The sequence below is a fragment of the Nocardia sp. NPDC050406 genome (assembly GCF_044459025.1).
Lineage (GTDB): Bacteria > Actinomycetota > Actinomycetes > Mycobacteriales > Mycobacteriaceae > Nocardia.
In genome coordinates, this window is sequence record NZ_JBITIM010000001.1 from 653,001 (window position 1) to 676,411 (window position 23,411).

The 23,411-nt window shown below is 69.0% G+C and carries 22 protein-coding genes; 14 read left to right on the forward strand and 8 right to left on the reverse strand.

The window, feature by feature from the left end:
- Window positions 1–127: 127 nt before the first annotated feature.
- The 3 genes from ACIBH2_RS02995 to ACIBH2_RS03005 all read right to left on the reverse strand — a co-directional run bounded on the left by ACIBH2_RS02995 (window position 128) and on the right by ACIBH2_RS03005 (window position 3,147).
- The gene (locus tag ACIBH2_RS02995) at window positions 128–877 is read right to left on the reverse strand and encodes an alpha/beta fold hydrolase (RefSeq protein ID WP_397112791.1); all 750 of its coding nucleotides are present in this window, start codon (window positions 875–877) and stop codon (window positions 128–130) included.
- 73 nt (window positions 878–950) lie between these two features.
- A complete protein-coding gene (locus ACIBH2_RS03000; protein ID WP_397112793.1) occupies window positions 951–1,796 on the reverse strand; it encodes an alpha/beta fold hydrolase in 846 nt (281 codons plus the stop codon).
- A gap of 91 nt (window positions 1,797–1,887) precedes the next feature.
- Window positions 1,888–3,147, reverse strand: a complete 1,260-nt coding sequence (locus ACIBH2_RS03005) for an MFS transporter (RefSeq protein ID WP_397112795.1) — start codon at window positions 3,145–3,147, stop codon at window positions 1,888–1,890.
- 115 nt (window positions 3,148–3,262) lie between these two features.
- On the opposite strand from ACIBH2_RS03005, the gene ACIBH2_RS03010 reads away from it, so the two are divergent.
- From ACIBH2_RS03010 to ACIBH2_RS03030, 5 genes are all read left to right on the forward strand, one after another.
- Complete coding sequence (locus ACIBH2_RS03010; RefSeq protein WP_397112797.1) at window positions 3,263–3,928, forward strand: ArsR/SmtB family transcription factor; 666 nt, start codon at window positions 3,263–3,265, stop codon at window positions 3,926–3,928.
- A gap of 128 nt (window positions 3,929–4,056) precedes the next feature.
- A complete protein-coding gene (locus ACIBH2_RS03015) occupies window positions 4,057–4,956 on the forward strand; it encodes an oxidoreductase (protein ID WP_397112799.1) in 900 nt (299 codons plus the stop codon).
- A 165-nt stretch (window positions 4,957–5,121) separates the two neighbouring features.
- Window positions 5,122–5,673 carry a TetR/AcrR family transcriptional regulator gene (locus tag ACIBH2_RS03020; protein ID WP_397112801.1) on the forward strand — a complete coding sequence of 184 codons (552 nt, stop codon included), beginning with the start codon at window positions 5,122–5,124 and terminating at the stop codon, window positions 5,671–5,673.
- Window positions 5,670–6,857, forward strand: a complete 1,188-nt coding sequence (locus ACIBH2_RS03025; protein ID WP_397112803.1) for an FAD-dependent oxidoreductase — start codon at window positions 5,670–5,672, stop codon at window positions 6,855–6,857. Before ACIBH2_RS03020 ends, ACIBH2_RS03025 begins: the two co-directional genes overlap by 4 nt.
- A 117-nt stretch (window positions 6,858–6,974) precedes the next feature.
- Window positions 6,975–8,258 carry a cytochrome P450 gene (locus ACIBH2_RS03030; protein ID WP_397112805.1) on the forward strand — a complete coding sequence of 428 codons (1,284 nt, stop codon included), beginning with the start codon at window positions 6,975–6,977 and terminating at the stop codon, window positions 8,256–8,258.
- Window positions 8,259–8,261: 3 nt separating this feature from the next.
- Here ACIBH2_RS03030 and ACIBH2_RS03035 read toward each other — a convergent pair whose 3' ends face one another.
- Window positions 8,262–9,440, reverse strand: coding sequence for an MFS transporter (locus tag ACIBH2_RS03035; RefSeq protein WP_397112807.1), 1,179 nt, complete (start codon window positions 9,438–9,440; stop codon window positions 8,262–8,264).
- A 135-nt stretch (window positions 9,441–9,575) separates the two neighbouring features.
- On the opposite strand from ACIBH2_RS03035, the gene ACIBH2_RS03040 reads away from it, so the two are divergent.
- Window positions 9,576–11,000 (forward strand): PLP-dependent aminotransferase family protein, encoded by a 1,425-nt coding sequence (locus tag ACIBH2_RS03040; protein ID WP_397112809.1) that lies wholly within the window; start codon window positions 9,576–9,578, stop codon window positions 10,998–11,000.
- A 2-nt stretch (window positions 11,001–11,002) separates the two neighbouring features.
- On the opposite strand, the gene ACIBH2_RS03045 is transcribed toward ACIBH2_RS03040, so the two are convergent.
- Entirely contained in the window at window positions 11,003–12,298 is a 1,296-nt protein-coding gene (locus ACIBH2_RS03045) for an LCP family protein (protein WP_397112811.1), read from the reverse strand.
- 104 nt (window positions 12,299–12,402) lie between these two features.
- Complete coding sequence (locus tag ACIBH2_RS03050) at window positions 12,403–13,110, reverse strand: MerR family transcriptional regulator (protein WP_397112813.1); 708 nt, start codon at window positions 13,108–13,110, stop codon at window positions 12,403–12,405.
- A 97-nt stretch (window positions 13,111–13,207) separates the two neighbouring features.
- Between ACIBH2_RS03050 and ACIBH2_RS03055 the strand changes: the two genes are divergently transcribed.
- The 3 genes from ACIBH2_RS03055 (at window position 13,208) to ACIBH2_RS03065 (ending at window position 16,651) form a co-directional block, all read left to right on the forward strand.
- On the forward strand, window positions 13,208–14,941 hold the full coding sequence (locus ACIBH2_RS03055) for a GMC oxidoreductase (RefSeq protein ID WP_397112815.1): 1,734 nt from the start codon (window positions 13,208–13,210) through the stop codon (window positions 14,939–14,941).
- A gap of 142 nt (window positions 14,942–15,083) precedes the next feature.
- Complete coding sequence (locus ACIBH2_RS03060; protein WP_397112817.1) at window positions 15,084–15,698, forward strand: TetR/AcrR family transcriptional regulator; 615 nt, start codon at window positions 15,084–15,086, stop codon at window positions 15,696–15,698.
- Window positions 15,695–16,651 (forward strand): oxidoreductase, encoded by a 957-nt coding sequence (locus ACIBH2_RS03065; RefSeq protein ID WP_397112819.1) that lies wholly within the window; start codon window positions 15,695–15,697, stop codon window positions 16,649–16,651. The genes ACIBH2_RS03060 and ACIBH2_RS03065 overlap by 4 nt, the downstream gene beginning before the upstream one ends.
- A gap of 7 nt (window positions 16,652–16,658) precedes the next feature.
- Here ACIBH2_RS03065 and ACIBH2_RS03070 read toward each other — a convergent pair whose 3' ends face one another.
- The gene (locus ACIBH2_RS03070; protein WP_397112821.1) at window positions 16,659–17,558 is read right to left on the reverse strand and encodes a LysR family transcriptional regulator; all 900 of its coding nucleotides are present in this window, start codon (window positions 17,556–17,558) and stop codon (window positions 16,659–16,661) included.
- Window positions 17,559–17,680: 122 nt separating this feature from the next.
- Here ACIBH2_RS03070 and ACIBH2_RS03075 point away from each other — a divergent pair, with 122 nt between their 5' ends.
- On the forward strand, window positions 17,681–18,175 hold the full coding sequence (locus ACIBH2_RS03075; protein ID WP_397112823.1) for an SDR family NAD(P)-dependent oxidoreductase: 495 nt from the start codon (window positions 17,681–17,683) through the stop codon (window positions 18,173–18,175).
- Here the strand turns inward: ACIBH2_RS03075 and ACIBH2_RS03080 are convergent.
- Window positions 18,061–18,504, reverse strand: a complete 444-nt coding sequence (locus tag ACIBH2_RS03080) for a hypothetical protein (protein ID WP_397112825.1) — start codon at window positions 18,502–18,504, stop codon at window positions 18,061–18,063. The genes ACIBH2_RS03075 and ACIBH2_RS03080 overlap by 115 nt on opposite strands.
- 259 nt (window positions 18,505–18,763) lie before the next feature.
- Here ACIBH2_RS03080 and ACIBH2_RS03085 point away from each other — a divergent pair, with 259 nt between their 5' ends.
- From ACIBH2_RS03085 to ACIBH2_RS03100, 4 genes are all read left to right on the forward strand, one after another.
- Window positions 18,764–19,306 carry a DUF2599 domain-containing protein gene (locus ACIBH2_RS03085; RefSeq protein WP_397112827.1) on the forward strand — a complete coding sequence of 181 codons (543 nt, stop codon included), beginning with the start codon at window positions 18,764–18,766 and terminating at the stop codon, window positions 19,304–19,306.
- 192 nt (window positions 19,307–19,498) lie between these two features.
- A complete protein-coding gene (locus ACIBH2_RS03090; protein ID WP_397112829.1) occupies window positions 19,499–20,713 on the forward strand; it encodes an aminotransferase class V-fold PLP-dependent enzyme in 1,215 nt (404 codons plus the stop codon).
- Complete coding sequence (locus tag ACIBH2_RS03095; protein WP_397112831.1) at window positions 20,710–21,972, forward strand: heavy-metal-associated domain-containing protein; 1,263 nt, start codon at window positions 20,710–20,712, stop codon at window positions 21,970–21,972. The genes ACIBH2_RS03090 and ACIBH2_RS03095 overlap by 4 nt, the downstream gene beginning before the upstream one ends.
- Window positions 21,969–23,411, forward strand: coding sequence for an alanine racemase (locus ACIBH2_RS03100; protein WP_397112833.1), 1,443 nt, complete (start codon window positions 21,969–21,971; stop codon window positions 23,409–23,411). The genes ACIBH2_RS03095 and ACIBH2_RS03100 overlap by 4 nt, the downstream gene beginning before the upstream one ends.

The window sequence follows — 23,411 nt, forward strand, 5'->3', positions numbered from 1 at the left end:
GCGGGAACAGGTCGCCGAACACACTCAGAAGAGATCGCGGCGCGCGACGCGCCGCCCGTCCATCCTCCCCCACGGCCATCGCCCAGCAAAGCCCTCGAGGCGCACTGGCGCGAACGATCGCGAAACGTTATCGCGGCGCACGCCGGTGGGCCGAGGCGAGAAACCGCGTCAGTTGGTCGGCGAAACCGGGTGCCGCCGGGACGAAATGGCCCGCACCCGGTGCGATGAGCCGCCGCGCCCCGAGTGCGTCGGCGAGGCCGTCGCAGATGCTTTCCAGCGCCGGGAGATGTCCGCCGGAGGCGACCAGCGCCGGTATTCCGGCGGCGCGCACCGCGTCCAGATCGGGCCGGGCTTCACCCGGTAGGCGGCCGCCCCACGCGCGGCGCACGGCCGCATCCGAAACACCTTCGGTTCCGACGTCGGGGGCTCCCGCGAGTGTGAGGAATTCGCGCAGGATGTCCGGATCGGCGTCGAGCCCCTGGGTGAGCACCTCGTCGCCGATGCGCTGCAGCCGTGCCACCTCGGGATCCTTGGCGGCGAGGAAGTACAGGGGCGGTTCGATCAGAGTCAGCGAGCGCACGCTCTCGGGCGCACGCGCGGCGACGAGCAACGTCCCGAGCACCCCGTAGGAGTGGGCGACCACATGCGGGCGGTGCTCGCGGAACACCGCCTCGAGATCGTCGGCGTCGACCTCGAAATCCTGCCGCCCACCCACCGGCGGCGGACTCGTGCCGAACCCGCGCCGGTGCACGAGCAACAGCGTCCAGTGCGCGGACAGCGACTCCAGCCCGGTCCACGTCGTCCTCGGCCCAGCACCCCCGTGCACGAACGCGACCGCCGGTCCGCTCCCGCACTCGGTGATCGTGAGAGCTTCCACGACTTCGAGTCTCCTCCTCGCGGTGGCGTCGGAGACGATGCGATCGGTCACAGTGCGCCGAATACGCTGCGGCTCAAGGCCGAACGTGTCGGCGAAGGAATGCGGTCAAGGGCTTGCCGACCGCCTCGGGATCGTCGATGAACGGCCAATGGCCCAGCCCCTCGAGGAGGTGAATCTCGGCCTCGGGGAAGACGTTTCGCTGCGGGTGGGCGAACCGGACGGGAATGTAGGGGTCGCCGTCACCCCAGATCACGCAGGTCGGCAACGCGGTGGCGGGCATGCCGAGGTTCCGCTCCGGGAACGCCGCACCGGGGTCACGCGTGGCACGGTAGACCTCGAGCACCGCGCGCTTGTGTCCCCAGTCCGCATAGCTGTCGACGCGATCGATATAGGTGCGCGGCAGCGGTTTCGGGTTGTCGCGGTTCAGCGCGATACGCATGGCGCGCGGGCCGCTGGCGAGTTGGAACAGCTCACCCACCACCGGCGTCTGCCAGATCTTCGCGTACCGATGCCAGCGGTATCCGTCGAGGACGCCGGTATTGATCAGCGTGAGGCTGACCAGACGATCGAGATGGTCCAGCCCCCACCGCAATCCCCACGGACCACCGAAGTCGTGCAACACCAGGTGCGCGCGGTCGACGCCGAGTTGATCGAGCAGACGCCCCAGAAACCGCGCATGCCCGACCACACTGTGATCGAAGCCGCGCGGCCGCTCCGACCGCCCGAAACCCGGCATATCCATGGCGATCACCCGCGCGAAGTCCGTGATCTCCGGTGTCAGCTCCGCCCAGTCGTCCATGGGGCCGGGGTTGCCGTGCACGAAGACCACGGCTTCCGTGGAGCCGGTGGGCGCGCTGTCGTACACGGCGCACCGCACACCATCGACCTGGTGTTCGGCGGCCTCCAGACGAATCGTCATGAGAGTGACCGTAGTTCGAGCCTGAGCGGTCGGGAAGGTCTGCGGCACAGCCGCATCGGCGACGAATCGTGTGCCCTCGCGACCACTCCGGTCAGGTGGTGCGCTGCCGCGCGGTGAGGGCGGCCGCCGGGACGACCGCCATGGCGAGCAGTCCACCGGCCAGTGCGAGCGTCGGGTAGCTGGTGGCGGCGACCATGAGGCCGGATCCCATGCCGCCGGTGGCCCCCGCGATGGCGATCGAGACATCCACCGCGCCTTGGGTTTTGGCGCGGGTGGCCAGGGGGACGGTATCGGTGATGATGGCGGTGCCCGCCACGAGGCCCAGGTTCCAGCCCAGACCGAGCAGGGCCAAGGCCAGAGCGAGTAGAGCGATGGAGTCACCAGGGGCGAGGGCGGCCAGCACTCCAGCGGCCAACAGTGTCACGCCGGAGGCGGCGGCGACGGGGAGGCGGCCGTAGCGGTCGACCAGCCAGCCGGTGACCGGCGAGGGCAGATACATGGCACCGACATGGATGGCGATCACCAGTCCGGCGGCCGCCGTGCCGTGGCCGTGGGCGAGCATGTGGACCGGGGTCATCGTCATGATCGCGACCATCACCAGCTGGGTCACCGCCATGACGAAACCGCCTGCGGCAATACCTTTCTCAGCCCCTTTCGCCGGTGCATCGGCGGCCACCACTGGCGTGCCGACCGATTCCGCGGCACCCAGTTCGCGCGCCAGCAGCAGCGGGTCCGGGCGCAGCCACACGGCCAGCACGAGCGCGGCCAAGCCGTAGGCGAGCGCCGCGAGCAGGAACGGCCCGGCCAGATACGGAATGCCGAGGGCCTCGGCGAGGCTGCCGGTCGGGGCCGCGAGGTTCGGGCCGACGACACCGCCCAGCGTCGTGGCCACCAACACCGTCGACACCGCCCGCCCCCGATGCGCGGCATCGGCGAGATCGGCTCCCGCATAACGGGCTTGGAGATTGGTGGCGGTGCCCGCCCCGTAGACGAACAACGCCAGGAACAACACCACGGGATTTTCGAGCACGGCCGCGGCGATGACGCCGAGGCTACCCACCGCACCGGTCAGATACCCGACGGCCAAACCCGGCCGCCGCCCCCGGGCTTGGGACAGCCGCCCCACCGCGACCGCGGCCAACGCCGAACCCGCCGTGAACAGCGCGCTGGGCAGCCCAGCCAGGCCAGTGGAGTCGAGCATGTCCTGGGCCAGCAGGGCTCCGACGGTGATACCGGCGGCCAGCCCGGCACCGCTGAGGATCTGCGCCGACACCAACACCCGCAGCACGCGCCGCTGTGCTCGCGCGGTCTCGGAGGGCTGGGCATCGGCGGTGGTGACGCTGTGGGGCACGAGACGGTTCTTTCGCTGCGGGTAGCCGCACGCGCCGCGAATACGATCGGGGCCGACGACACTATTCCAAGGAACTATGGAATAAGCTATTCCAAAGAGTATTGGAGAAGCAAGCGTGAGTGAGCCGAGCGGACGGAAAGCGGCACTGTTCGAGGAGATCGCCCGGGTGGGCAAGGCGCTGGGCAATGGGCGGCGGCTGCAGATTCTCGATCTGCTCGCTCAAGGTGAGCGGACCGTCGAGGCGATCGCGACGGCTACCGGCATGAATGTGACGACGGCTTCGGCGAATCTGCAATCGCTCAAGGCGGGTGGGCTGGTGGTGGCCCGGCGGGAGGGCACCCGCCAGATCTATCGCCTCGCCGGAAGTGATGTCGCCCGGTTGTTCGCGTTGGTGCAGAGCGTCGCGGACGCGCATCTGGCCGAGGTCGCGGCGGCCGCGGCGGCAGTGCTCGGCGCGCCCGAGGATGCGATCAGTCGCGACGAACTGCTGCGGCGGCGTGCGGCGGGAGAGGTCGTGCTCATCGATGTGCGGCCGCACGAGGAGTACGCCGCCGGGCATATTCCCGGGGCCATCAGCGTGCCACTCTCCGAACTCGCGCTGCGGCTTGCCGAGTTGCCCGCGGATCGGGAGATCGTGGCGTATTGCCGTGGCGCGTATTGCGTTATGGCACCGGATGCAACGCGTATCGCGCAGCGCGCCGGGCGCGGGGTGAAGCGCCTCGAGGAGGGCATGCTGGAGTGGACCCTCGCGGGTTTGCCCGTCGAGACCGCAGAGGCGTGAAAGGCGTTGACGCACAAGCAAACCAAGCGGTTTGTTGGTAGCGTGGGGTAGACGCCTACGTCTCGAGCTCTTCGCCGAACCGCAACGACGCGTGCCGACGAGACTCCCCGTCTTTCCCGGGAGCCGCCATGTCGCCATGGACCGCCAGCGATATTCCTGATCAGCACGGCCGCGTGCACATTGTCACCGGAGGCAACGGCGGCCTCGGCGCCGCCATCGCACGAGCGCTGTACGACGCTGGAGCCGAGGTGATTCTGGCCTGTCGCAATATGACCAAGGCCGAGGCGTTCGCCCGCGAACTCGGGCCGCGCGCCGAGGCAAGGCCGTTGGATCTCGCCGATCTGTCCTCCGTGCACGCCTTCGCGGACTCGGTCGAGGGCGCGGATGTACTGATCAACAATGCCGGGGTGATGGCGGTTCCGTTCGCGCGCACCGTGGATGGGTTCGAGATGCAGATCGGGACGAACTATCTCGGGCATTTCGCGCTCACCGGGCTCCTGCTGCCTCAGCTGCGGGGCCGGGTCGTGTCGATGAGCAGTCTCACGCACCTCATCGGGGCGATCGATGTGGACGATTTGGATTGGCAGCGGCGGGGCTACCACCGGTACCTGGCCTACGCGCAGTCCAAACTCGCAAATCTCGTCTTCGCCCACGAACTCCAGCGGCGACTGACCGAGGCGGGTTCACCGCTGCTGTCAGTGGCCGGGCACCCCGGATTCGCCGATACCGATATGACGCGCACCGGCTCGGCCATGCGCTTCGTGACGGTGCCGCTGCACTATGTGACCACCGCCCTGCCCTGGCTCAATCCCGGCCAGAATCCCGAGATGGGCGCGCTGCCGCTGCTCTACGCGGCGACCGCCGAGGTCGAGCCGGGCGGCTACTACGGGCCGGACGGGCTGCTGGGCCTGCGCGGGCACCCGGCCCCGGTCAGCTCGAGTCCGGCCTCGCGCGATCGCGAACTGGCGCAACGGTTGTGGGACCAGTCGGAGAAGCTCACCGACGTGCGGTTCGAATTCGCGCGCTGAGCGACGCCGAGGCTGAATCGCGGGTTCGGCCTGCGGTAATCGCCGGTTGCGAGTTTGCTTGGCTCCCAACGTTATTGGTTGACGCGGTCGTTGTATTGCCCGAAAGTGTGAGTGCTCTACGTCTCATGAGAGACATCTGTGTCTCACATGAGGTATCTTCGGCTCATGAGCTTCGATCGTGATCATGTCCTGCGCGCCGCGGCCGATCTGCTGACACGCAAGGCCTCGGCGACCACGGAAGAGGTCGCCCGGGCCGCGGGCATCAGCCGGGCCACCCTGAACCGGTACTTCCCCGGCCGTGACGCTCTCGTACGAGCCTTGGAGGAATTCGGCCTCTTCGAGTGCGAGGCCGCGCTCGACGCGGCGCGGCTGGAGGAAGGCGCGGCTGATCAGGCGGTACGCCGGTTGGTTCGTGCGCTCGAGCCCTGCGTCGGTCTCATCTCATTCCTCTACTCCGAGAGCCAGCTCTTCGAGGGAGAGGAGCGGAACCCGGGCTGGAGGCGTATCGATGAGCGGCTCACCGCCCTGTTCCGCCGCGGCCAGGAAAGCGGCGCGTTCCGCCTCGACTTGAGCGCCGTGTGGCTCACCGAGGCGCTCTATGGCCTGCTGACCGCCGGGAGCTGGGCCGTGAGCGAAGGTCGGTTGGCCCGCAACGACTTCAGCCCCATGGTCGTGGAGTTGCTGCTCGGCGGCGCGACGCGAAGGGACGCGTCATGACCCACTCCACACCGGCTGCCGCGAGCAAGGGCCGCGCTGACAGGCGGGCACTGGTGGTCGGGGGCGGCATCGCCGGAAGTTCCGCCGCGTGGTGGCTGGAGCGGACCGGCTGGGACGTCGTCCTGGTCGAGGAGAACCGCGATACCAGCCGCGGCGCCTATCTCATCCAACTGGACCGCACCGCGCTGACGATCCTGGAGCGCATGGGCGCTACCGAGATCGTGGAGGCGGTGAGCTTTCCCGCACCGGCGATATCCCTGCGCCTGGGAAGGCGACCTCGGCCCCGCACGTCATCCCTCGATGTCGGCGGGTATCGGCTGGCCCACCGCGGCCCACTCATCGGCGCGCTCCTCGCTCACGTCCCTGACGCCGTGGAGCAGAGACCGGGGATCTCGCTCACCGCGCTAGAGCACTACGCCGACGAGGTCCGGGCCCGGTTCAGTGACGGCACGGTCGACGCCTTCGACATCGTGGTCGGCGCCGACGGCATCCACTCGACCGTCCGCCGCATGATGCTCGCCCCCGACTCGCACAGCGTCTACCACAACGGCGTCAGCCACATCTGGATCAATCTGGACCAGGAAATGACGACCGGCAACAAGGCCGTCGTCGTCGGCCGCGAGGGGAGCCTGCTGCAGATCTACCCCTACCCCGGCACCGCCCGCACCCTGCTCGTCGCAGCCCTGCGCGTCCCCGCAGACCCCGACCTACCCGCACTCCTCGGCCAGATCAGCGTCATCGCCCACCGGGCCGGACACGATCTCGCCAACCTCGCCGACGCTATCCCGTCCGCGACCGAGGTCCGCCTCACCCGCTTCGCCCAGACACGTCAATCCCGTTGGCACACCCGCCGTGTCGTCCTCGTCGGAGACGCCGCGCACTGCATCGACCCCCTATCGGGCATGGGCGCCCACGGTGCCCTGCTCGGCACATCGACCTTGGCACGCGAATTACAGGCCACGCCCGACGTCACCCAGGCGTTCGCCCACTACGAAGCACGCGTCCGGCCCTTCACCCAGATCAGCCAGCGCGCCACAGCCCGAACCGTGGAGTACTTCACCCACACCGACACGAGAGAACGCCTGACCACCCTCATTCGCGGGATGGGCGAACTGGCGGCGACCCTGCCCACGGCCCTGTCCCGCATCGGCAGACACTCTCTCGCAGGGCGAGCCACCCCCTGACAACCCAAAACCGGAAACCCCGAAGAGATCGACACCCGACGAACTGCTGCCCACCCCAATCGGCGGCGCGGACGCCCCGACCGTAGTTATGGTTATGGCGCTGGGAGGAGTTCCGTCATGACCACACCCGCCACCGATGCTCGCGCTCCGCGTGGGCCGGAATTGATCGCTCGCATAATGGATCCCGCCGTGCGCGCCGATCCCTATCCGGTGCTCGCGCGCATTCGAGAACTCGGTGTCGCGCGACTGGGGCCGTCGACGGTCGTGGTCTCGTCGTACGCGGATTGCGCTGCGCTGCTGCGGGATTCGGAGGCCAGCGTCGAACGTCGGAATGCCGCCATCCCCATGGGTGAGATGCCGATTCACGATGTCGTCGGGGAACGCGCGGGGGAATTGGCGGGGGTGGCGCATTTTCTGTTCCGCGATCCGCCCGACCACACACGATTGCGGCGGCTGGTCAGCGCGGCGTTCAGCCCGGCGGTGGTGCGCCGACTCGGTCCGCGCATCCAGACCATCGTGGACGACGCGTTCGACCGTGCCACCGCCGCGGGGTCCCTCGATATCGTCGCCGATCTCGCGTATCCGCTGCCCATCACGGTGATCTGCGAGCTGCTCGGTGTACCGCTCGACGACGAGCCTCGGCTGCGGGAGTGGTCCGCGCTGGTCTCGCGCACCCTGGATCCGACCTCGAGTTCCACCGCCGCGTATCGCCCCGATGCGGGAAAGCTGGTGCGCGCCAACAACGAACTCCACGACTACTTCGATCGGCTGGCGCACACCCGCCGCGCGACTCCGGGTCCGGATCTGCTGTCGGCTCTCATCGCCGTCGAGGACAGCGGCGATACGTTGACGCACGAAGAGCTGATCGCGACCTGCGGGTTGCTGCTGCTCGCCGGGCACGAGACGACGGTCAACCTCATCGCCAACGCGGTGCTCGCCCTGCTGCGCCATCCCCGGCACCTCGACACCTTGCGCGCCGACCCCGGCTTCGTCTCGAAGATCGTCGAGGAGACGCTGCGCTACGACCCGCCGGTGCAATTGGTGCCGCGCATCGCCCGCGAGGCCATCACTCTCGGCGATGACCAGATCGCGCGCGGCGACCTCGTCATCGCGTTGCTCGCCGCCGCCAACCGCGACCCGGCGGCCTTCCCCGATCCGGACGTCTTCGATCCGGACCGCGACACCCGCCATCTGGCCTTCGGCCTCGGCCCGCACTTCTGCCTCGGCGCACCCCTCGCCCGCCAGGAGGCCCAACTCGCGCTCACCCGCTTCGCCCAGCGCGTGACCGACGCCCGCCTGAGCGTCGATCCCCCGCCCTACCGGGAGCACGTGAACCTGCGGGGACCGGCGCGACTTCCTTTGGCGTACAAGGTCATCGGGCCGCGCACGGTCCCCTGGTGAGCACTACCGGCGACCCACCACACCCAGGGTGAGCAGCGCCAGCACCGCACCCAGCCACAGCACCCCGATGGTGCCGAGTCCGTTCACCGCCACACCGCCCACCAGCGCCCCGAGCGCGATGGACAGATTGAACGCCGAGACGAACAGCGACGACCCGGCCTCGGTGTCGTCCCCGGCCGCGTCGAGCATCCAGCTCTGCAGCGTGACCGGCACCGCGCCATAGCCCAGGCCCCACACGACGAGCGCGGCCGCCGCCGTGTACACGGTGTGATCGGCCAGCGCGAGCACGATCATGGCCGTGGCGAGCAGCAGGGCTATGCCGACCACGGTGCGCCGAAGATGCTGTGCGACAAGGGCTCCGGCGAGGAAATTGCCGCAGATACCCGCGACGCCGAATACCAGCAGCAGCACTCCGGTCATCCGGTGGTCGATGCCGTCATCGTGCAGGATCGGGCGCACGAAGGTGTAGGCCAGGAAATGGCCGGTGATGATCAGGAAAGTGAGCGCCAGCCCGGCCCGCACCCCCGCGTTGCCGGTGAAAACCCGTGGCAGATCAGCGAATTCGAGGGTCTTGCGGGCCGGAATCGAGGGCAGCAGCACCACCAGGGCGAGCAGGGCGAACAAGCCGAGAACACCGACCGCGCCGAACGCCGAGCGCCAACCGCTGAGGTCGCCGAGGAAGGTGCCGGTGGGCACGCCCAGAACCGACGCCGTCTCCACGCCACCGAAGATCACCGCCGTCGCGCGGGGCACCTGATGCGGCGGCACCAGGCGCAGCGCGATACCACCGGCAATGGACCAGAATCCGCCCACGGCCACCCCGATCAGGAAGCGCGCGACCAGGATGAGGGTGAAGTCGGTCGCGAAGGCCGACGCCAGATTGGCCAGACCGACGAGCCCGACCAGGACGGCGAGGACGATACGGCGGTCGACGCGCCCGGTGGCCAGGGTGATCAGCGGCGCGGAGACGGCCGCGACCAGGCCGGGAACGGTGACCATCAGACCCGCGACGCCTTCGGAGACGTGCAGGGCCGAGGCCACCGGCGTGAGCAGCCCGACCGGGAGCAGCTCGGAGGTCATGAGCGCGAAAATGCCCAGCGTGACCGCGGCCACGGCCGACCAGCCCTTGACCGCGGAGTACGAGCCGTCCAACCGGTCGTCGGATGTCGTTGCGACAGACATGGTTTCATCGATTCTTTCGTCGTGCACCGGGTCGAGCGGGAACGCTGCTCGGTGCCGGATCTTCCGCGCGGTGGGTTCCTTCGGTTCCCGCTTGAACGTTAGGAGCCGAATGCACCCCGGGTATGGTTCATTCCCGTGACGAAATCGTGGGTCAATTCGGACCAGGGGCGTTCGGATCCGGAGCGCCCCGTCGGAAGTGACCTGCATCTGGAACTGAGCGGGGTGGGCAGCCGACGCGCGCAACTCATGGACGCCCTGCGCGACGCCATCCGCTCGGGTCGCTTGGCGCCCGGCACGCGCCTGCCGCCCTATCGCGGCCTCGCGGTCGATCTGGGTCTGGCGCGCAATACCGTCGCGAGCGCGTATGCCGAACTGACCGAGGAGGGTTGGCTCTCGGCGCGCGCCGGATCGGGCACCCGCGTCGCCGAGCGCGCCACCCCCATCGCGCCGACCCACCCGCGCCGGGCCGCGCCCCCGCCGCGCCGACCGTTCATCTACGACCTACTGCCCAGCTCCCCCGACGCCGGATCTTTCCCGCGCGCCGCCTGGCTCACTTCGGCGCGGCGCGCACTCGCCGCCGCCCCCAATGACGCCTTCGGCGTGGGTGATCCACGCGGCCGCCCCGAATTACGGCACGCCCTGGTCGAATACCTCGCGCGCGCCCGGGGTGTGCGCACCGACGCGCAGCGCATCGTCATCTGCTCCGGATTCGCCGGTGGACTGCGGCTACTCGCCTCGGTGCTGCCCGGCCCGGTCGCGGTGGAGGCCTACGGCCTCGACGTGCACCACCGCGTCCTGCACGAGAACGGCGTGCGCACAGTGCCATTGACCGTCGACGCCGACGGCGCGCGGATCGACGAGCTCACCGGCTCCGAGGCCACCTCGGCGCTGCTGCACCCCGCACACCAATACCCCACCGGCGGCGCGCTGCACCCGGAACGCCGTGCGGCCGTGATCGATTGGGCGCGCGCCCGCGGCGGAATGGTCTGGGAGGACGACTACGACGGCGAATTCCGCTACGACCGCCAACCCATCGGCGCACTGCAAGGCTTGGATCCCGATCGTGTGGTCTACCTCGGCTCCACCAGCAAGAGCCTGTCCCCCGCGCTGCGCCTGGGCTGGATGGTGTTGCCCGCCTGGCTCGTCGACGATGTGCTCGCCGCCAAAGGCGGCCGCGAGGTGTTCACGGGCGTCACCGATCAGCTCACCCTGGCCGACTTCCTCGCGACCGGCTCCTACGACCGGCATCTGCGCCGCATGCGCGGCATCTACCGCCGCCGCCGCGATCTGCTGACCACCACGTTGGCCCGCCGCGCCCCGCATATTCGCCTGAGCGGCATCGCCGCCGGAATGCACGCGGTGCTGGAATTGCCCGACGGCACCGAGGAGGCGACCCTGCGCGCGGCCCGCCGCGAGGGGGTCGCCCTCGACGGCCTACACCCCTACCGCCATCCGGACTCCACCATGCCGCCTCGAGACGGCCTGGTCATCGGCTACGGCACCCCGCCCGAACACGCGTTTCCCGCGGCCCTGGACGCCCTGTGCCGCGCGCTGCCGTGAGCTCAGTTCACGCAGGGAATGCCGTCACCGATCGCGCCGATCACCGGTTTGCCCGCGCTGGGTGTCGGTTCGGTCGTACCGCCCGGGGCCACCGAGGTCGTCGGTACGGCGCTGGATGGCGTTGTGGCGGTGGAGGGTTCGTGATCGGGCACCGGATCCATACCGAAGGCGGTACGGACCTCCTTCTTGATGGCCTCGGGGTCGACGATGTTCACGTCCTGGCCGTTGATGGTGTCGTAGCGCAGCACCGGCAGGGTGCGGAATTCGACGGGGATGGCCCCGGCCTTGGCGATGACCTGCGCGAAATCCAGTAGGTTCCAGCCCGTGGACAGCACCATGTCCTTGTGCGCGACACCGACCAGATCGGTGAGTTTGCGCAGGTCGGTGAAGGTGCCGGAATCCTCGAGGGATTTCGCGACCGACATCAGGAAGGCCTGCTGGCGGTGGGTGCGGTCGAGGTCGCCATTGGGCAGCCCGTGGCGCTGGCGCACGAAGGCGAGTGCCTGCGCGCCGTCGAGGTGCTGGCGTCCGGCGGGGAATTTCGCCCCGGAGTACTCGCTGTCGTCGACGGCGTTGTTGAGGCAGACCTCCACGCCGCCAACGGCATTGGCCAGGTCGTAGAAACCGGCCAGCGATATTTCGGCGAAGCGGTTGATCGGCACGCCGGTGAGGGTGCGCACGGTCTGCACGATGGAGGCGCGGCCCGCCTCCCGGCCCCGATGCTCGAGTTCGACGGCGTCGGTGACGCCCTGGGCCATCAGATTCTGTTCCACCGCGGCCTTTTTCAGGCCGTACGCCTCTTTGATCTTGACCTTCGAATAGCCCGGAATCCCGGAGACCGCCACATAGTCGTCGCGCGGAATGGAGAAGGCGGTGATCTTGCTCAGATCCTTCGGAATGTGCAGCAGGATCAGCGAATTGGCGTTGTAGCCGCCGACATCGCCGTCCCCGGCGTGCAGCGCGGCCAGAATATCGGGCGACAGATCGTTGCCGTCGAAGTCCTTGCGGCTGTCCAACCCGATGATCAGGATGTTCAGATCGCCGTCGAGGGCCTTCTCGTCCTCCGCGCTGATGGCACTCGAGCGCACGAAGCCGTTGTCGAGCCCGGCCGAGGCGTAGAACCCCACCGCGGTCGCCCCCATGACCACCACCGACGCCACCGCCGCGAGCACCCGACCGAACCCGCGCAGACGCCGCGCCCGGGGACTCGGGGTCGCCGGGGCGCGGTGGCGGGGGACGCGGCGCGCGTGCTTGGGTCCGCGGCGCGCCGACGCGGTGGGGTCGGTGTCGTCGGGCATCACCTTCGATTTTGTGCCGCAATGCTGTGAGCAGCCTTAATGCACCGACCAACCAGTCGGTGAGTCCGGGCACAGCGAACCGCGAGCGGCGCGCGAGGCAACCCCTAGCGATCGGCTTCGGCGTCCACCTCGCGGACCGCGCGTTCGATCTCGTCGGCCAGCGTCGCACCGCCCACCTCCCACGCCGCGGCGCGGAACCGGTCGCGGAAGCGCATGAGATCGGTGCCGATGCCCTCGCCGCCGTAACTGGTCGCCGCGGCGTCGCGGAAGGTGCGGGCGATCTCGTCGGCGAGTTCGGCGATATGGGTGCGAATGAGTTTGCGCAGGGCTCCGGCGAGGGTGATGTCGGTGCCGGTGTCGTAGAGAATGAGCGCGCCCTTGAGCATCGGCAGGTCCGGGATACGCCAGTCCTCCCCGTGCGGTTCGACGTACTGCGCGGCGAGCAGATCGTCGAACACCTCGACCCGGCGATCACCCAGCAATTCGGTCAGCTCGTCATCGGACATGACGACGGCCTGCTCGTCCGACATCACCATCGGCGGGTCCGCGACCGGCTGGCGCGGATCGAAGACGGCACGCCAGTCGGTACTCGCCGATTCGGCGGCGAAGACCTCGCGAATGGCGTCCAAGCGCAGGCCCCGGGCCTGCATGGCGGCGATGTCGCGCAGCCGGTTCAGATGCTCGTCGCCGTAGACCGCTTCCTTCCCGGCCCGGCCGGGCTTGGGCAGCACACCGAGGGAGTGGTAGTAGCGGATGGTGCGCGCGGGCACGCCGCTGAGGTCGGCGAGCTGCGCGCGGCTGTATCGGGGCACGCGCTCAGCATAGAGTGAGTTCACCCTTCATTGACAGTGGCAACTGTCCGCGTTAGCGTAACGCGCGTCACCGTCGACACCATTCAGGGAGTTCCGCATGTCTCAGCGCGAAACCGATTTCGACGTCCTCATCGTCGGGTCCGGATTCGGTGGCAGCGTCACCGCGCTGCGACTGGTCGAGAAGGGCTATCGGGTCGGCATACTCGAGGCCGGAGCCCGCTATGCCGATGACGAACTGCCCGAGACCAGTTGGGATCTGCGCAAGTTCCTGTGGGCCCCGAAGCTCGGCTGCTACGGCATCCAGCGCATCCATCCGCTGCGCGATGTGCTGATCCTGGCGGGCGCGGGGGTGGGCGGCGGCTCGCTGAACTACGCCAACACCCTGTACGTGCCGCCGGAGCCGTTCTTCCGCGACGCCCAGTGGCGCGATATCACCGACTGGCGCGAAGAGCTCATGCCCTACTACGAGCAGGCGCGCAAGATGCTCGGCGTGGTGCAGAACCCGCACATGACCCCGGCCGACGAGGTGTTCAAGCAGGTCGCCGAGGATATGGGCGTCGGCGACACGTTCGTGCAGACTCCGGTCGGCGTGTTCTTCGGCGAGCCCGGAAAGACGGTGGAGGATCCGTTCTTCGGCGGTGTCGGCCCGGCCCGCACCGGCTGCATCGAATGCGGCGAGTGCATGACCGGTTGCCGCCACAACGCCAAGAACACGCTCGTCAAGAACTACCTGTACCTCGCGGAAAAGGCGGGCGCGCAGATCATTCCGATGACCACCGTCACCGGGTTGCGGCCGCTGCCGGACGGCAGCTGGGATGTGAGCACCGTGCGCACCGGCGCGTGGGTGCGCAAGCAGCCCAAGACCTACACCGCCGGGCACGTGGTGCTGGCGGCGGGCACGCGCGGCACGCAGAAGCTGTTGTTCGCCATGAAGGATCAGGGTGCGCTGCCCGAGATGTCGGAGCGGCTGGGCGTATTGACGCGCACCAACTCCGAATCCATTGTGGGCGCGGCGACTCGGAAGGTGAATCCGGACCGGGATTGGACCCGGGGCGTGGCCATCACCTCCTCGATCCATCCCACCCACGACACCCACATCGAACCGGTCCGCTACGGCAAGGGCTCCAATTCGATGGGGCTGCTGCAGACGCTGATGGTTGACGGCGGCGGACGGGTGCCGCGCTGGCTGCGGTTCCTGTGGACGGTGCTGCTACATCCGCTGACGCTGCTGCAGTTCATGAGCGTGCGGAACTGGAGTGAGCGCACCATCATCACCCTGGTCATGCAGCACCTCGACAATTCCATCACCACCTACACCAAGCGCGGACTGTTCGGCCGCAAGCTGACCTCCAAACAGGGCCACGGCGAACCGAATCCGACCTGGATCCCCGCGGGCAACGACGTGACGCGCCGGGTCGCCGACAAGATCGGCGGCGTGGCGGGCGGCTCCTGGGGCGAGGTATTCAATATCCCGCTGACCGCGCACTTCCTGGGCGGCGCGGTGATCGGCGCGGATCGCGACAGCGGCGTGATCGATCCGTATCACCGCGTGTACGGCTACCCGACGCTGAGCGTGGTCGACGGTGCGGCGGTCTCGGCCAATCTCGGGGTGAACCCGTCGCTGACGATCACCGCCCAGGCCGAACGCGCGGCGGCGTTGTGGCCCAACAAGGGCGAGCTCGACACCCGTCCCGAACAGGGCACCGGGTACCAGCGCATCGCGCCGGTCGCGCCGAAGCATCCGGTGGTCCCGGCCTCGGCTCCGGCGGCGCTGGTGCTGCCGATCGTCGAGATCCGCAATGGCGGGGCGGCCGAATCCACGCCCGCCTGAACGGGTTTCGACACCGAGTGCGTAACGGCATGGAGTGCATTCGCGTCGTGATCCCGCAATCGCTGTTCCGATAACGGGTGGCGGCCACCGAAAAGGCCGCCACCCGTTGAACTTTACAGGTGGCTAGCCTACCGTCAGGCGCATGACGAAAACGGTGCCGAACGCGGCTCCTGTGCGGCGGACATTGGCGGGCCGGTCGACGGAGACGGTCGACCGTCTCCTGGACGCGGGCCTCGAGGTGTTGCGCGAGCAAGGCTACGAACAACTCTCGATGCGCGAGGTGTGCCGCCGGGCCGGACTCACCCATGCCACCGCCTACGGCTACTTCTCCGCCAAACAGCACCTCGTCAGCGAGATGTACTGGCGACGCGTCGAGCGGTGGTGCGAGACGCCGATCGTCGAGGGAACGCCGACCGAGCGGCTGGCGCGGGTCTTCACCGAGCTGGCCGAATTGGCCGCGGCCGAACCGGAATTGAGTGTGGCCGCCTCCGCCGCGGTGCTGAGCCGAGATCCGGATGTGGCGCGCGTGCGCACGAGTATCGGCGCGGCCATGAGCGGGCGGGTGCGGCTCGCGGCCGGACCCGGCTGCCCCGAGGGCGTTCTCGACGCACTCGACCTCGCGGTCAGCGGCGCGATGGTGCAGGCGGGTATGGGGCACTCCACCTATCCGGAGATGGCGCAGCGACTGACCCGGGTCGCGCGACTGCTGCTGGCCGACCGGCCCGGCGCGGGCGCGGATGAGGAACAGGCGCAATGAGTTTCGATCAGGCCCACACCGCGCGGGACCAAGAGTGGACGATGGCTCGGGTAGCCGACCAGTCCGGGCGGGTCGCCGTGGTGACCGGAGCCAACAGCGGTATCGGACTCGAGATCGCGCGAGCACTCGCCGCGCGCAATGCCACGGTGGTGCTGGCCTGCCGTAACCGGGAGCGGGCGAGCGCGGCGCGCGACGATATCCTCACCACCGCGCCGACAGCGAATGTGGTTGTCGTCCCCCTCGATACGAGCAGCCTGGAGTCCGTCGCCGCGTGCGCGCGGCAGGTGCGCGAACGGTGGCCGGTGATCGATCTGCTGATCAACAACGCCGGGGTGATGGCCCGCGAACACTCCTACACCGTCGACGGGTTCGAAACCGACTTCGGCACCAACTTCCTCGGCCACTTCGCCTTGACCGGCGGCCTGCTCGACGCCCTCACCGCCGCACCGGCGGGCCGTATCGTCACCGTCAGCAGCATCACCCACCGCCGCCGCGACGCCGCCCTGGACTTCGACGACCTGGCGTTCACCCGAGGATTCGACCAGGCCGCCGCCTACGGACGGTCGAAGCTGGCGTCGATGACCTTCATGGTCGAACTGCAGCGGCGGCTCAGCGCGGCGGGTTCGCCGACACTGTCGCTCGCCGCGCATCCCGGCGGTGTGCGCACGCGCATCCTGCAACAGCAGAACCCACTGATCCAGCTGGTCTACCACCCTCGGCTGACCGCACTGACCGGTTGGTTCACTCAAAGCGCCACCGACGGCGCGCAACCCGTCCTGCGCGCGGCACTGGATACCGACGCGCGCGGAGCCGACTACTTCGGTCCCGGAGGGCGCTGGGAGTTGATCGGCAAGCCCGTGCGCGTCGCGATCTCACGCCGCGCCCAAGACCCCGACACCGGCGTGCGGCTGTGGCGAGCCGCCGAAGAACTCACCGGCGTCCGCTACCTGTAGTCCCCGCTCAGCGCGCTGCCTGTGCATCGTGCGCCACTCGGCACACGGTGCGCGCGAACGCCTCGACGACCGCGTTCGCGCGGGCGGTGGGCCACAGGAGTCCGTACTCGAAGGGTGGGGCGTCGAGCAGTGGGACGAAGGCGAGGTCCTCGCGGGTGTGGAAGCGCTCGGCGCGGGCCGCGACCACGGTGATCCCCTTGCCTTCGGCGATATGGCACATCGCCTCGTGGAAGGTCATGGCCATCTCGATGTGCTCGACGGTCTCCCCCGCTGACGTGCGCCGCGGGTAGTGCAGCTCCTGGAACGCCGGGGACAGCCCCGCGAACGTGAGCAGCGGAGCCCGGGCGAGATCGTTCAGCGTCGCCGAATCCCGCTGTGCCAGTGGATGACCCGCGGGCACGAGCAGTGCGGGCGATTCGGAGAACAGCACCGCCCCCGCCGTGAGGCCCGCAACGTCGACCGGGTGTTCGCTCAACTGTAGATCGACCTCACCGGCGCGGAGCAGACCGAACGAATCGACCAGCGACAGTTCTCGAATCTCGATCTCGCACCGCGGATGCTCGGCGCGGAACACATCGGCGGCCCGGACCAACACCGTCCCCGCCCACGCCGAGGAGTAGTCCACGCGCACCCGGCCGCCGAGGCCGTGCCCCGCGGCGACGGCGTCGCGCAGGGCCTGCTGTATGCGCTGGTAGCCGGGCAGCAGGTCATCGCGGAAGCGCTGCCCCAATGGGGTGAGCGAGACCTGGCGGCTGCTGCGCTCGAACAGCGGACTGCCGATACGCCGTTCCAACTGCTTGATGGTTTGACTGACGCGCGCGGGCGACAGGCGCAGGCGTTCGGCGGTACGGGCGAAGTGCAGCTCCTCGGCCAGCGCCAGGAACGTCTCGATCTCGTACCGCTCCATCACGCCCCTTCAGTCCTGCTCAACGCTGGTTCACCATATCGCCATTGCCGCCGTTCCCGCCGACGACCACCCTTGGTGCGGAAGACATTTCGACCATTCGAACGAATAGAGGACACACTCCGATGAGTAACAAGCTCGCGGGCAAGAAGGCCGTCGTCACCGGCGGCACCCACGGCATGGGCCTGGCGATCGTGCGGGCGCTGCTCGACGGCGGCGCGGAGGTGGTCCTCACCGGCCGCAACGAGCAGACCCTCGAACAGGCCCGCACGGCGCTCGCCGGGCGGGCAGCGCACGTGGTGCGCTCCGATGCCGCCAGCATGGCCGATATCGCCGCGCTGGCCGATCTGACACGGCAGCGCTTGGGTCGAGACGACCACGTGTTCGTCAATCACGGCATCGCCGGGTTCGTCGAACTCGCCGAGGTGACCGAGGCGTCACGCGTACGCGGCGCGCAGCCGCAGGGTCATCCCGGTGGTGGTGTTGGAACGGCTGGCGTGAGCGCTCAGCTGCCGAAGACGTGCGCGAAACCCATCGGGGAGGTCGGGGGCGGGGCGGTGGAGGCGGGGGCACGGAATTCCTGGAGGGCGGCAAGCACATCCACGTGGCGGGCCGCGTAGCAGCGGACCTGTGGGAGGGCGTGGGCGACCTCGCTGCGCTCGAGCGGTTCGGCATCGATGTAGCCGATATTGTCCAGGTGCAGGCCGAGGGTTTGCGCGATGCGTTGGATGGCCGCGGATTTGCGGCCCCACCCCACCTCGATCACGGCGAATCGGTCGTGCAGGCCGTGGCGGCGCAATTCCGCGTCGGTCCACGACCATTCGCCGCGGCTGGCGACCGCGTGCAGAATGCCACGCTCACCCAGGATGCGCAGGGCCCGTACCGCGTCGGCGCGCAGCTCTCCACAGCTGGAGTCGCTGACCACCCCGTCCCACAGTGTCTTGTCCACTTCCCAGACAAGACATTTCACAGTCGGTGACATCTCCTGCCTCTACCCTCGCTCCGCGCGGCAAGCAACCAGTTACCACGGCGGGCGCGACCGGGCCGGTTTCGCCGGTCGCCCCGCGCGTGACATCGTATGGTCTGTCTGGGCCACAAAGCCAGTGGAACCGAACCGCGACCGGCCGCGTTGAGCAAAAAGTGATCGCGGATTCAACGCTGGTAGCGTCGGTTTCCGCAGCAGGACAGCAGGGAAGGGGATCAGCCGTATGCGGAGACGCGCACGACTCTCGGGGGCACTGCTGACCTGCGTGGCCGCGGCGACCCTGACCGGTTGCGGAGCGTCGCAGGAATCCACGCCGGTGGTCATCGGCCCCCTGGACCCGGCCGCGCACACCGAGGCCGAACCCGCACCCGCAGCGCCGTTCACCGCGGCCGCGCCGACCGCCTCGGTCCCCAAGAACATCGCCGAACCGACGCCGCTGCCACCCGACACCTACGCCGGGGTGCCGCTCATCGACCACACCGAATGGACCGACGCCGTCGACGGCCGCCGCCTGCTCGTCTACCCCACCACCGCGGGTCGCGCCGACACCTACCCCACCGCCGGTGACCGCGCCTGGCAGGAGATCCTCACCGCCACACCCGAGGCCGACACTCCCGGGATGCGCGACCAATTCCTGTGCCACTGGGAATGGGCGCGCCTGGTCGCCCCGGACAAGCCGAGCTGGAATCTGGAGCCGTGGCGGCCCGCCGTCGGCTATCAGGAGACCGTCGACGCCCTGTGCAACCCCGGTGGTCCCGAGCGCTGAGGCCCCCTACCGGCCATAACGAGACGGTTGCGGCGAAACCTCTTGCCCGCGAGAACCTTCGAGCCGCACCTGAAAGTTGCGTATCGTGGGTGGCGTCGAAGCGCGTAACTCCACGGAGGGAGCGGCACGTTGCGGTCATCAGCGCCTCCGTCGGCCGGTCCGAGTCTCGTCCGGCCCGCCGCGGTGATCCCGGTGTCGAACGCGCGAGGGATGTTTCCGGCGCTGCACGACGGGCCCGTCTACCTCGACAGCGCCTCCACCACCCAGAAGCCACTGCCGGTCATCGAGGCCGTCACCAGATATCTGTCGTGGCAGACCGCCAATGCCGGGCGCGCGACGCATTCGTGGGCCAGCGGCGTCACCCGTGAACTGGAGCGGGTGCGTGAGCGCACGGCCGGATTCCTCGGGGTGCGCGCGGACGAGGTGGTGTTCACCGGCGGCGCGACCGCCGGACTCAACGCGGTCGCGCTGTCCTGGGGTCTGGCGAATCTGCGCGACGGCGACGAAATCCTCTACAGCCCGCGCGATCACGCCTCGAATGTGTATCCGTGGCTGCGGCTGCGGCAGATGCTGGCCGCGTTCGGGCGTGCCATCCGCCTGGTCCCGTATCGGGTGACGGCGCTGGGCGAGGCCGATACCGCCGATATCGCCGCCAAGATCACCGCGCGCACCCGGCTCATCACCGTCACGCACCTGCATCACGTGTTCGGCGCGCTCACCACCCTCGAGGAGCTGCGCGGGCGCATCGACCCGGAGATCGCGCTGTGCTTCGACTGCAGCCAGAGCGGCGGACACCTGCGTCTCGACCTCACCGAACTGGGCGCGGATTTCGCCGTGCTCTCCGCGCACAAGATGTTCGCGACACCGGGCACCGGTGTGCTGTACTGCCGAAGCGACCGCCACGACGAGCTCAGCCCCTTCCTGCCCGGCGGCAATACCGCTGTCGCGGAGGACGATTCGGGTTTGCTGTCCGGAGACATGCCGCACCGGCTGGAGGGCGGCACGCACAACCTGCCCGGCATCCTCGCCCTGGGCGCGGCGCTGGAGGTACTCGACGGCTTCGGCCTCGCGGCGATCACCGACCACAACCGGGCCCTGACCCAGCGCCTGATCACGGGTCTGCGGCGCGTCCGGGATCTGGAATTCCTCCCCGGCCCCGCCCATGCTCCCTGCGAAACCGGTTACGGCATAGTATCTTTCACGCTACCCGGGATCACCGCCACCGACCTCGGCTTCGTCTTGAACGAACTCGGCTTCCTGGTGCGCACCGGCGCGCACTGCGTACCCTCCGACCGCACCCCGACCGATGCGGATTCGGTGCGAGTCAGTACGCACATCTACACCACAGTCGAGGACATCGACCGATTCACCGAGTGTGTCGCAACGATTGCCACGGAGGTCCGATGACGATCAACGCCCACGATTCGCGCTACGACCGCCGCGCGGCGTCTCGGGTGCTGGCCTGTCTGGCCCGGCCGGGACTGTGTGAGGGGGCGCAGTTGCCGCCGCGGGCGCGCATCGAATACACCTGTGCGCCACTGCGTCCCGAGCCCGGCTCGCATCTGACGCTGTCGCAGCGGCTGTATCTGGGACGGTTCATGAAGCCGTGTCGGCCCGACCAGGTCACCTCGGCGACGCACCGGATCGCCTGGACCGACAGCGACGGGATACCGAACACCGGGCATTTCCACACCGGCGGGCTGGGGCCGATCGTGCCGATCGCCATGCGCGAGACGGTGCTGTCGCTGTGGCGGGCACTGTCCACCGATGCCGCACTGGCACACCGGATCTCACAGCTGACCGACCGCGAGCGCGGGGTGCTGCTGGGCACCACCACCGACCACGAACCGTTCGACATCTTCCGGGTGGGCATCGAGGCCGCCGGGCGGGCCCTGGCCCAGCACGCGCTGCTGGCGCGGTGGACGCCGTATCGCACACCCATCGAATTCGCCATCGGCATGCGCGATTCCAGCATCTACGGCGCGGTGGCGACGCGCTGGTACTGGGAGTTGCAGGCCTCGACGTATCGGCGCGGCATGATCGCGGTGACCTTCGCGACCCAGCCCGACGGCACCGTGCGCTATTCCGCGGACACCGTCGCCACACTGCGCTCGATGAAGGACACCACCATCGCCGAGGCGCACCGAATCATGCGGCGCGCCACCACCGTCGAGGGCCTCAGCGTCTCCGACGCCATCGCGAAGTACCACGACGAACTCGACCTCATCTCCCGCCAGTACGCCCTGCTGCCGCCGGGCACCCGACCGGCCTGCCTGGCCGCCATGCCGCATCAGCTCGACGGCGCGCACTACAGCATCCTGCCGGTGCTCATCGACCGATTCACCGAACTGTTCTGCGCCATCTCCACTCGGCTCACCCTCGCCGAGATCGCCTCGGACGAGGAGTCCGACACCGGTGAGCTCGCCGCCGAGGAGCGGGCGTTCTGGGTGCCGGATATGAACTGCCAGCACTGCGTTCGCACCATCACCGGCACGCTGGAGTCGATGGGGATCACGGTGCACGAGATCGACCTGATCACCAAACGGGTGGTCGCCGACTTCCGCAGCCCCCGCAACCGGCACCGCGCCTTCGAGGCGCTGCGCGACAGCGGCTACAACCCCACCGTCGAGACCCCCGCACCCGCGACCGCCGAAAAGGTCGTATGACGCCGACCGTCGCGCCGACCCTGCCGCCCGAGATCGATCCGCTGGTGCGCGCCTTCCTGGACGCCCCCGGCGCGCTGGCCGATGTGCTGACCCGGTTCGGCTCGCCCGCGCACCTGGTGTTCCCGCAGGTGTTCACCGCCAATCTGGCGCGGTTTCGGGCGGTGCTCGACGCGCGCGTGTCGGGGTATCGAATCTGCTACGCGCACAAGGTGAATCAGTCGCGGGCCTTCGTGCGCGAGGCCGAACGCGCCGGGATCGCCATCGACGTGGCCTCGCCCGAGGAGTTGGCCAGTGCGCGCGGGGCCGGTTTCGACGCCGCCCGCATCGAGGTGACGGGCCCGAAAGGTGAGGGTTTCCTGCGGGATCTGGTCGATACCGGGGTGACGGTGAACGTCGACAACCTGTGGGAGCTGCGGCGCGTGGCCGAACTGGCCGGGGACAGCACGCGAGTGCCGGTCCTGGTGCGGCTCTCCGGGTTCCCCGCGACTCCGATCAGCCGGTTCGGGATACCGCTGTCGCAGGCCGACGCCGCCCTCGACGCGCTGGCGGCCCAGCGCGACAGGATCGCGTTGCGCGGCTTCGCTTTTCACATCGATTCCGGCGAGACGGTGGAGCGGGTGCGGGCGGTGGAGGCGTGTCTGGCGCTGACCGAACGCGCCTACGGGCTCGGGCTCACGCCATCGGTGCTCGATATCGGCGGCGGATTCCGGCAGGTGTTCACCGCCGACGGCGACGCCTTCGACCGCTACGTCCTGGCGCTGCGGGAGGCGCTGTTGGGTCGCGGCGAGCCGATGACGTGGGGCGGCAACACCTTCGGCTTCCATCTCGAAGGCGGTGCGGTGCACGGGACGCCGGTGTTCCACAAGTACGCGAACACCGTGCCCGCCACCCGCATGCTCGACGATCTGCTCGGTGCCGGGCTGGCGGCGCACGGGGGTCGCAGCGTCGCGCAGGTCACGGCGGAGAATCTGCTCGATATCTGGTTGGAACCGGGTAAGGCGCTGGTCGACCATGCCGGAATTACCGTGGCCCGGGTGGAGTTCGTCAAAGATGTGGGCGAAGGCATCACACTGGTGAATCTCGATGTCAGCCGCGACACCGTCACCCCCGCCGATCAGGAGGTGATGGTGGACCCGGTGCTGCTGCCCGCCGCCCGCGGCGACGAGCAGCCCGTCGGGGTGTTCCTGGCCGGAAGGCTGTGTCTGGAACGCGATCTCGTCACCAATCACAAGGTGTGGCTGCCGCGCCGACCGGTCCCCGGGGATGTCGTCGTGTTCCCCAATACCGCCGCCTATCACATGGATTTGTCGGCGGCGACCGCGTCCATGCATCCTCGGGTGCCGAAACTCGCTGTGACACAAGGTCCCGACGGATTCCAGGTGTGCCGCGACGGCGATTACGAGCCCGCCGCCGCGGTCGCCGCCTACCGGGGGGCGTGA

Bases quoted from the DNA above. Each gene is read 5' to 3' on its own strand.
- ACIBH2_RS03000 (WP_397112793.1), bottom strand. From the start codon at position 1,796: ATGACGATTCGTCTGGAGGCCGCCGAACACCAGGTCGATGGTGTGCGG.
- ACIBH2_RS03015 (WP_397112799.1), top strand. From the start codon at position 4,057: ATGTCGCCATGGACCGCCAGCGATATTCCTGATCAGCACGGCCGCGTG.
- ACIBH2_RS03020 (WP_397112801.1), top strand. From the start codon at position 5,122: ATGAGCTTCGATCGTGATCATGTCCTGCGCGCCGCGGCCGATCTGCTG.
- ACIBH2_RS03025 (WP_397112803.1), top strand. From the start codon at position 5,670: ATGACCCACTCCACACCGGCTGCCGCGAGCAAGGGCCGCGCTGACAGG.
- ACIBH2_RS03030 (WP_397112805.1), top strand. From the start codon at position 6,975: ATGACCACACCCGCCACCGATGCTCGCGCTCCGCGTGGGCCGGAATTG.
- ACIBH2_RS03035 (WP_397112807.1), bottom strand. From the start codon at position 9,440: ATGTCTGTCGCAACGACATCCGACGACCGGTTGGACGGCTCGTACTCC.
- ACIBH2_RS03045 (WP_397112811.1), bottom strand. From the start codon at position 12,298: ATGCCCGACGACACCGACCCCACCGCGTCGGCGCGCCGCGGACCCAAG.
- ACIBH2_RS03055 (WP_397112815.1), top strand. From the start codon at position 13,208: ATGTCTCAGCGCGAAACCGATTTCGACGTCCTCATCGTCGGGTCCGGA.
- ACIBH2_RS03060 (WP_397112817.1), top strand. From the start codon at position 15,084: ATGACGAAAACGGTGCCGAACGCGGCTCCTGTGCGGCGGACATTGGCG.
- ACIBH2_RS03065 (WP_397112819.1), top strand. From the start codon at position 15,695: ATGAGTTTCGATCAGGCCCACACCGCGCGGGACCAAGAGTGGACGATG.
- ACIBH2_RS03070 (WP_397112821.1), bottom strand. From the start codon at position 17,558: ATGGAGCGGTACGAGATCGAGACGTTCCTGGCGCTGGCCGAGGAGCTG.
- ACIBH2_RS03075 (WP_397112823.1), top strand. From the start codon at position 17,681: ATGAGTAACAAGCTCGCGGGCAAGAAGGCCGTCGTCACCGGCGGCACC.
- ACIBH2_RS03085 (WP_397112827.1), top strand. From the start codon at position 18,764: ATGCGGAGACGCGCACGACTCTCGGGGGCACTGCTGACCTGCGTGGCC.
- ACIBH2_RS03095 (WP_397112831.1), top strand. From the start codon at position 20,710: ATGACGATCAACGCCCACGATTCGCGCTACGACCGCCGCGCGGCGTCT.
- ACIBH2_RS03100 (WP_397112833.1), top strand. From the start codon at position 21,969: ATGACGCCGACCGTCGCGCCGACCCTGCCGCCCGAGATCGATCCGCTG.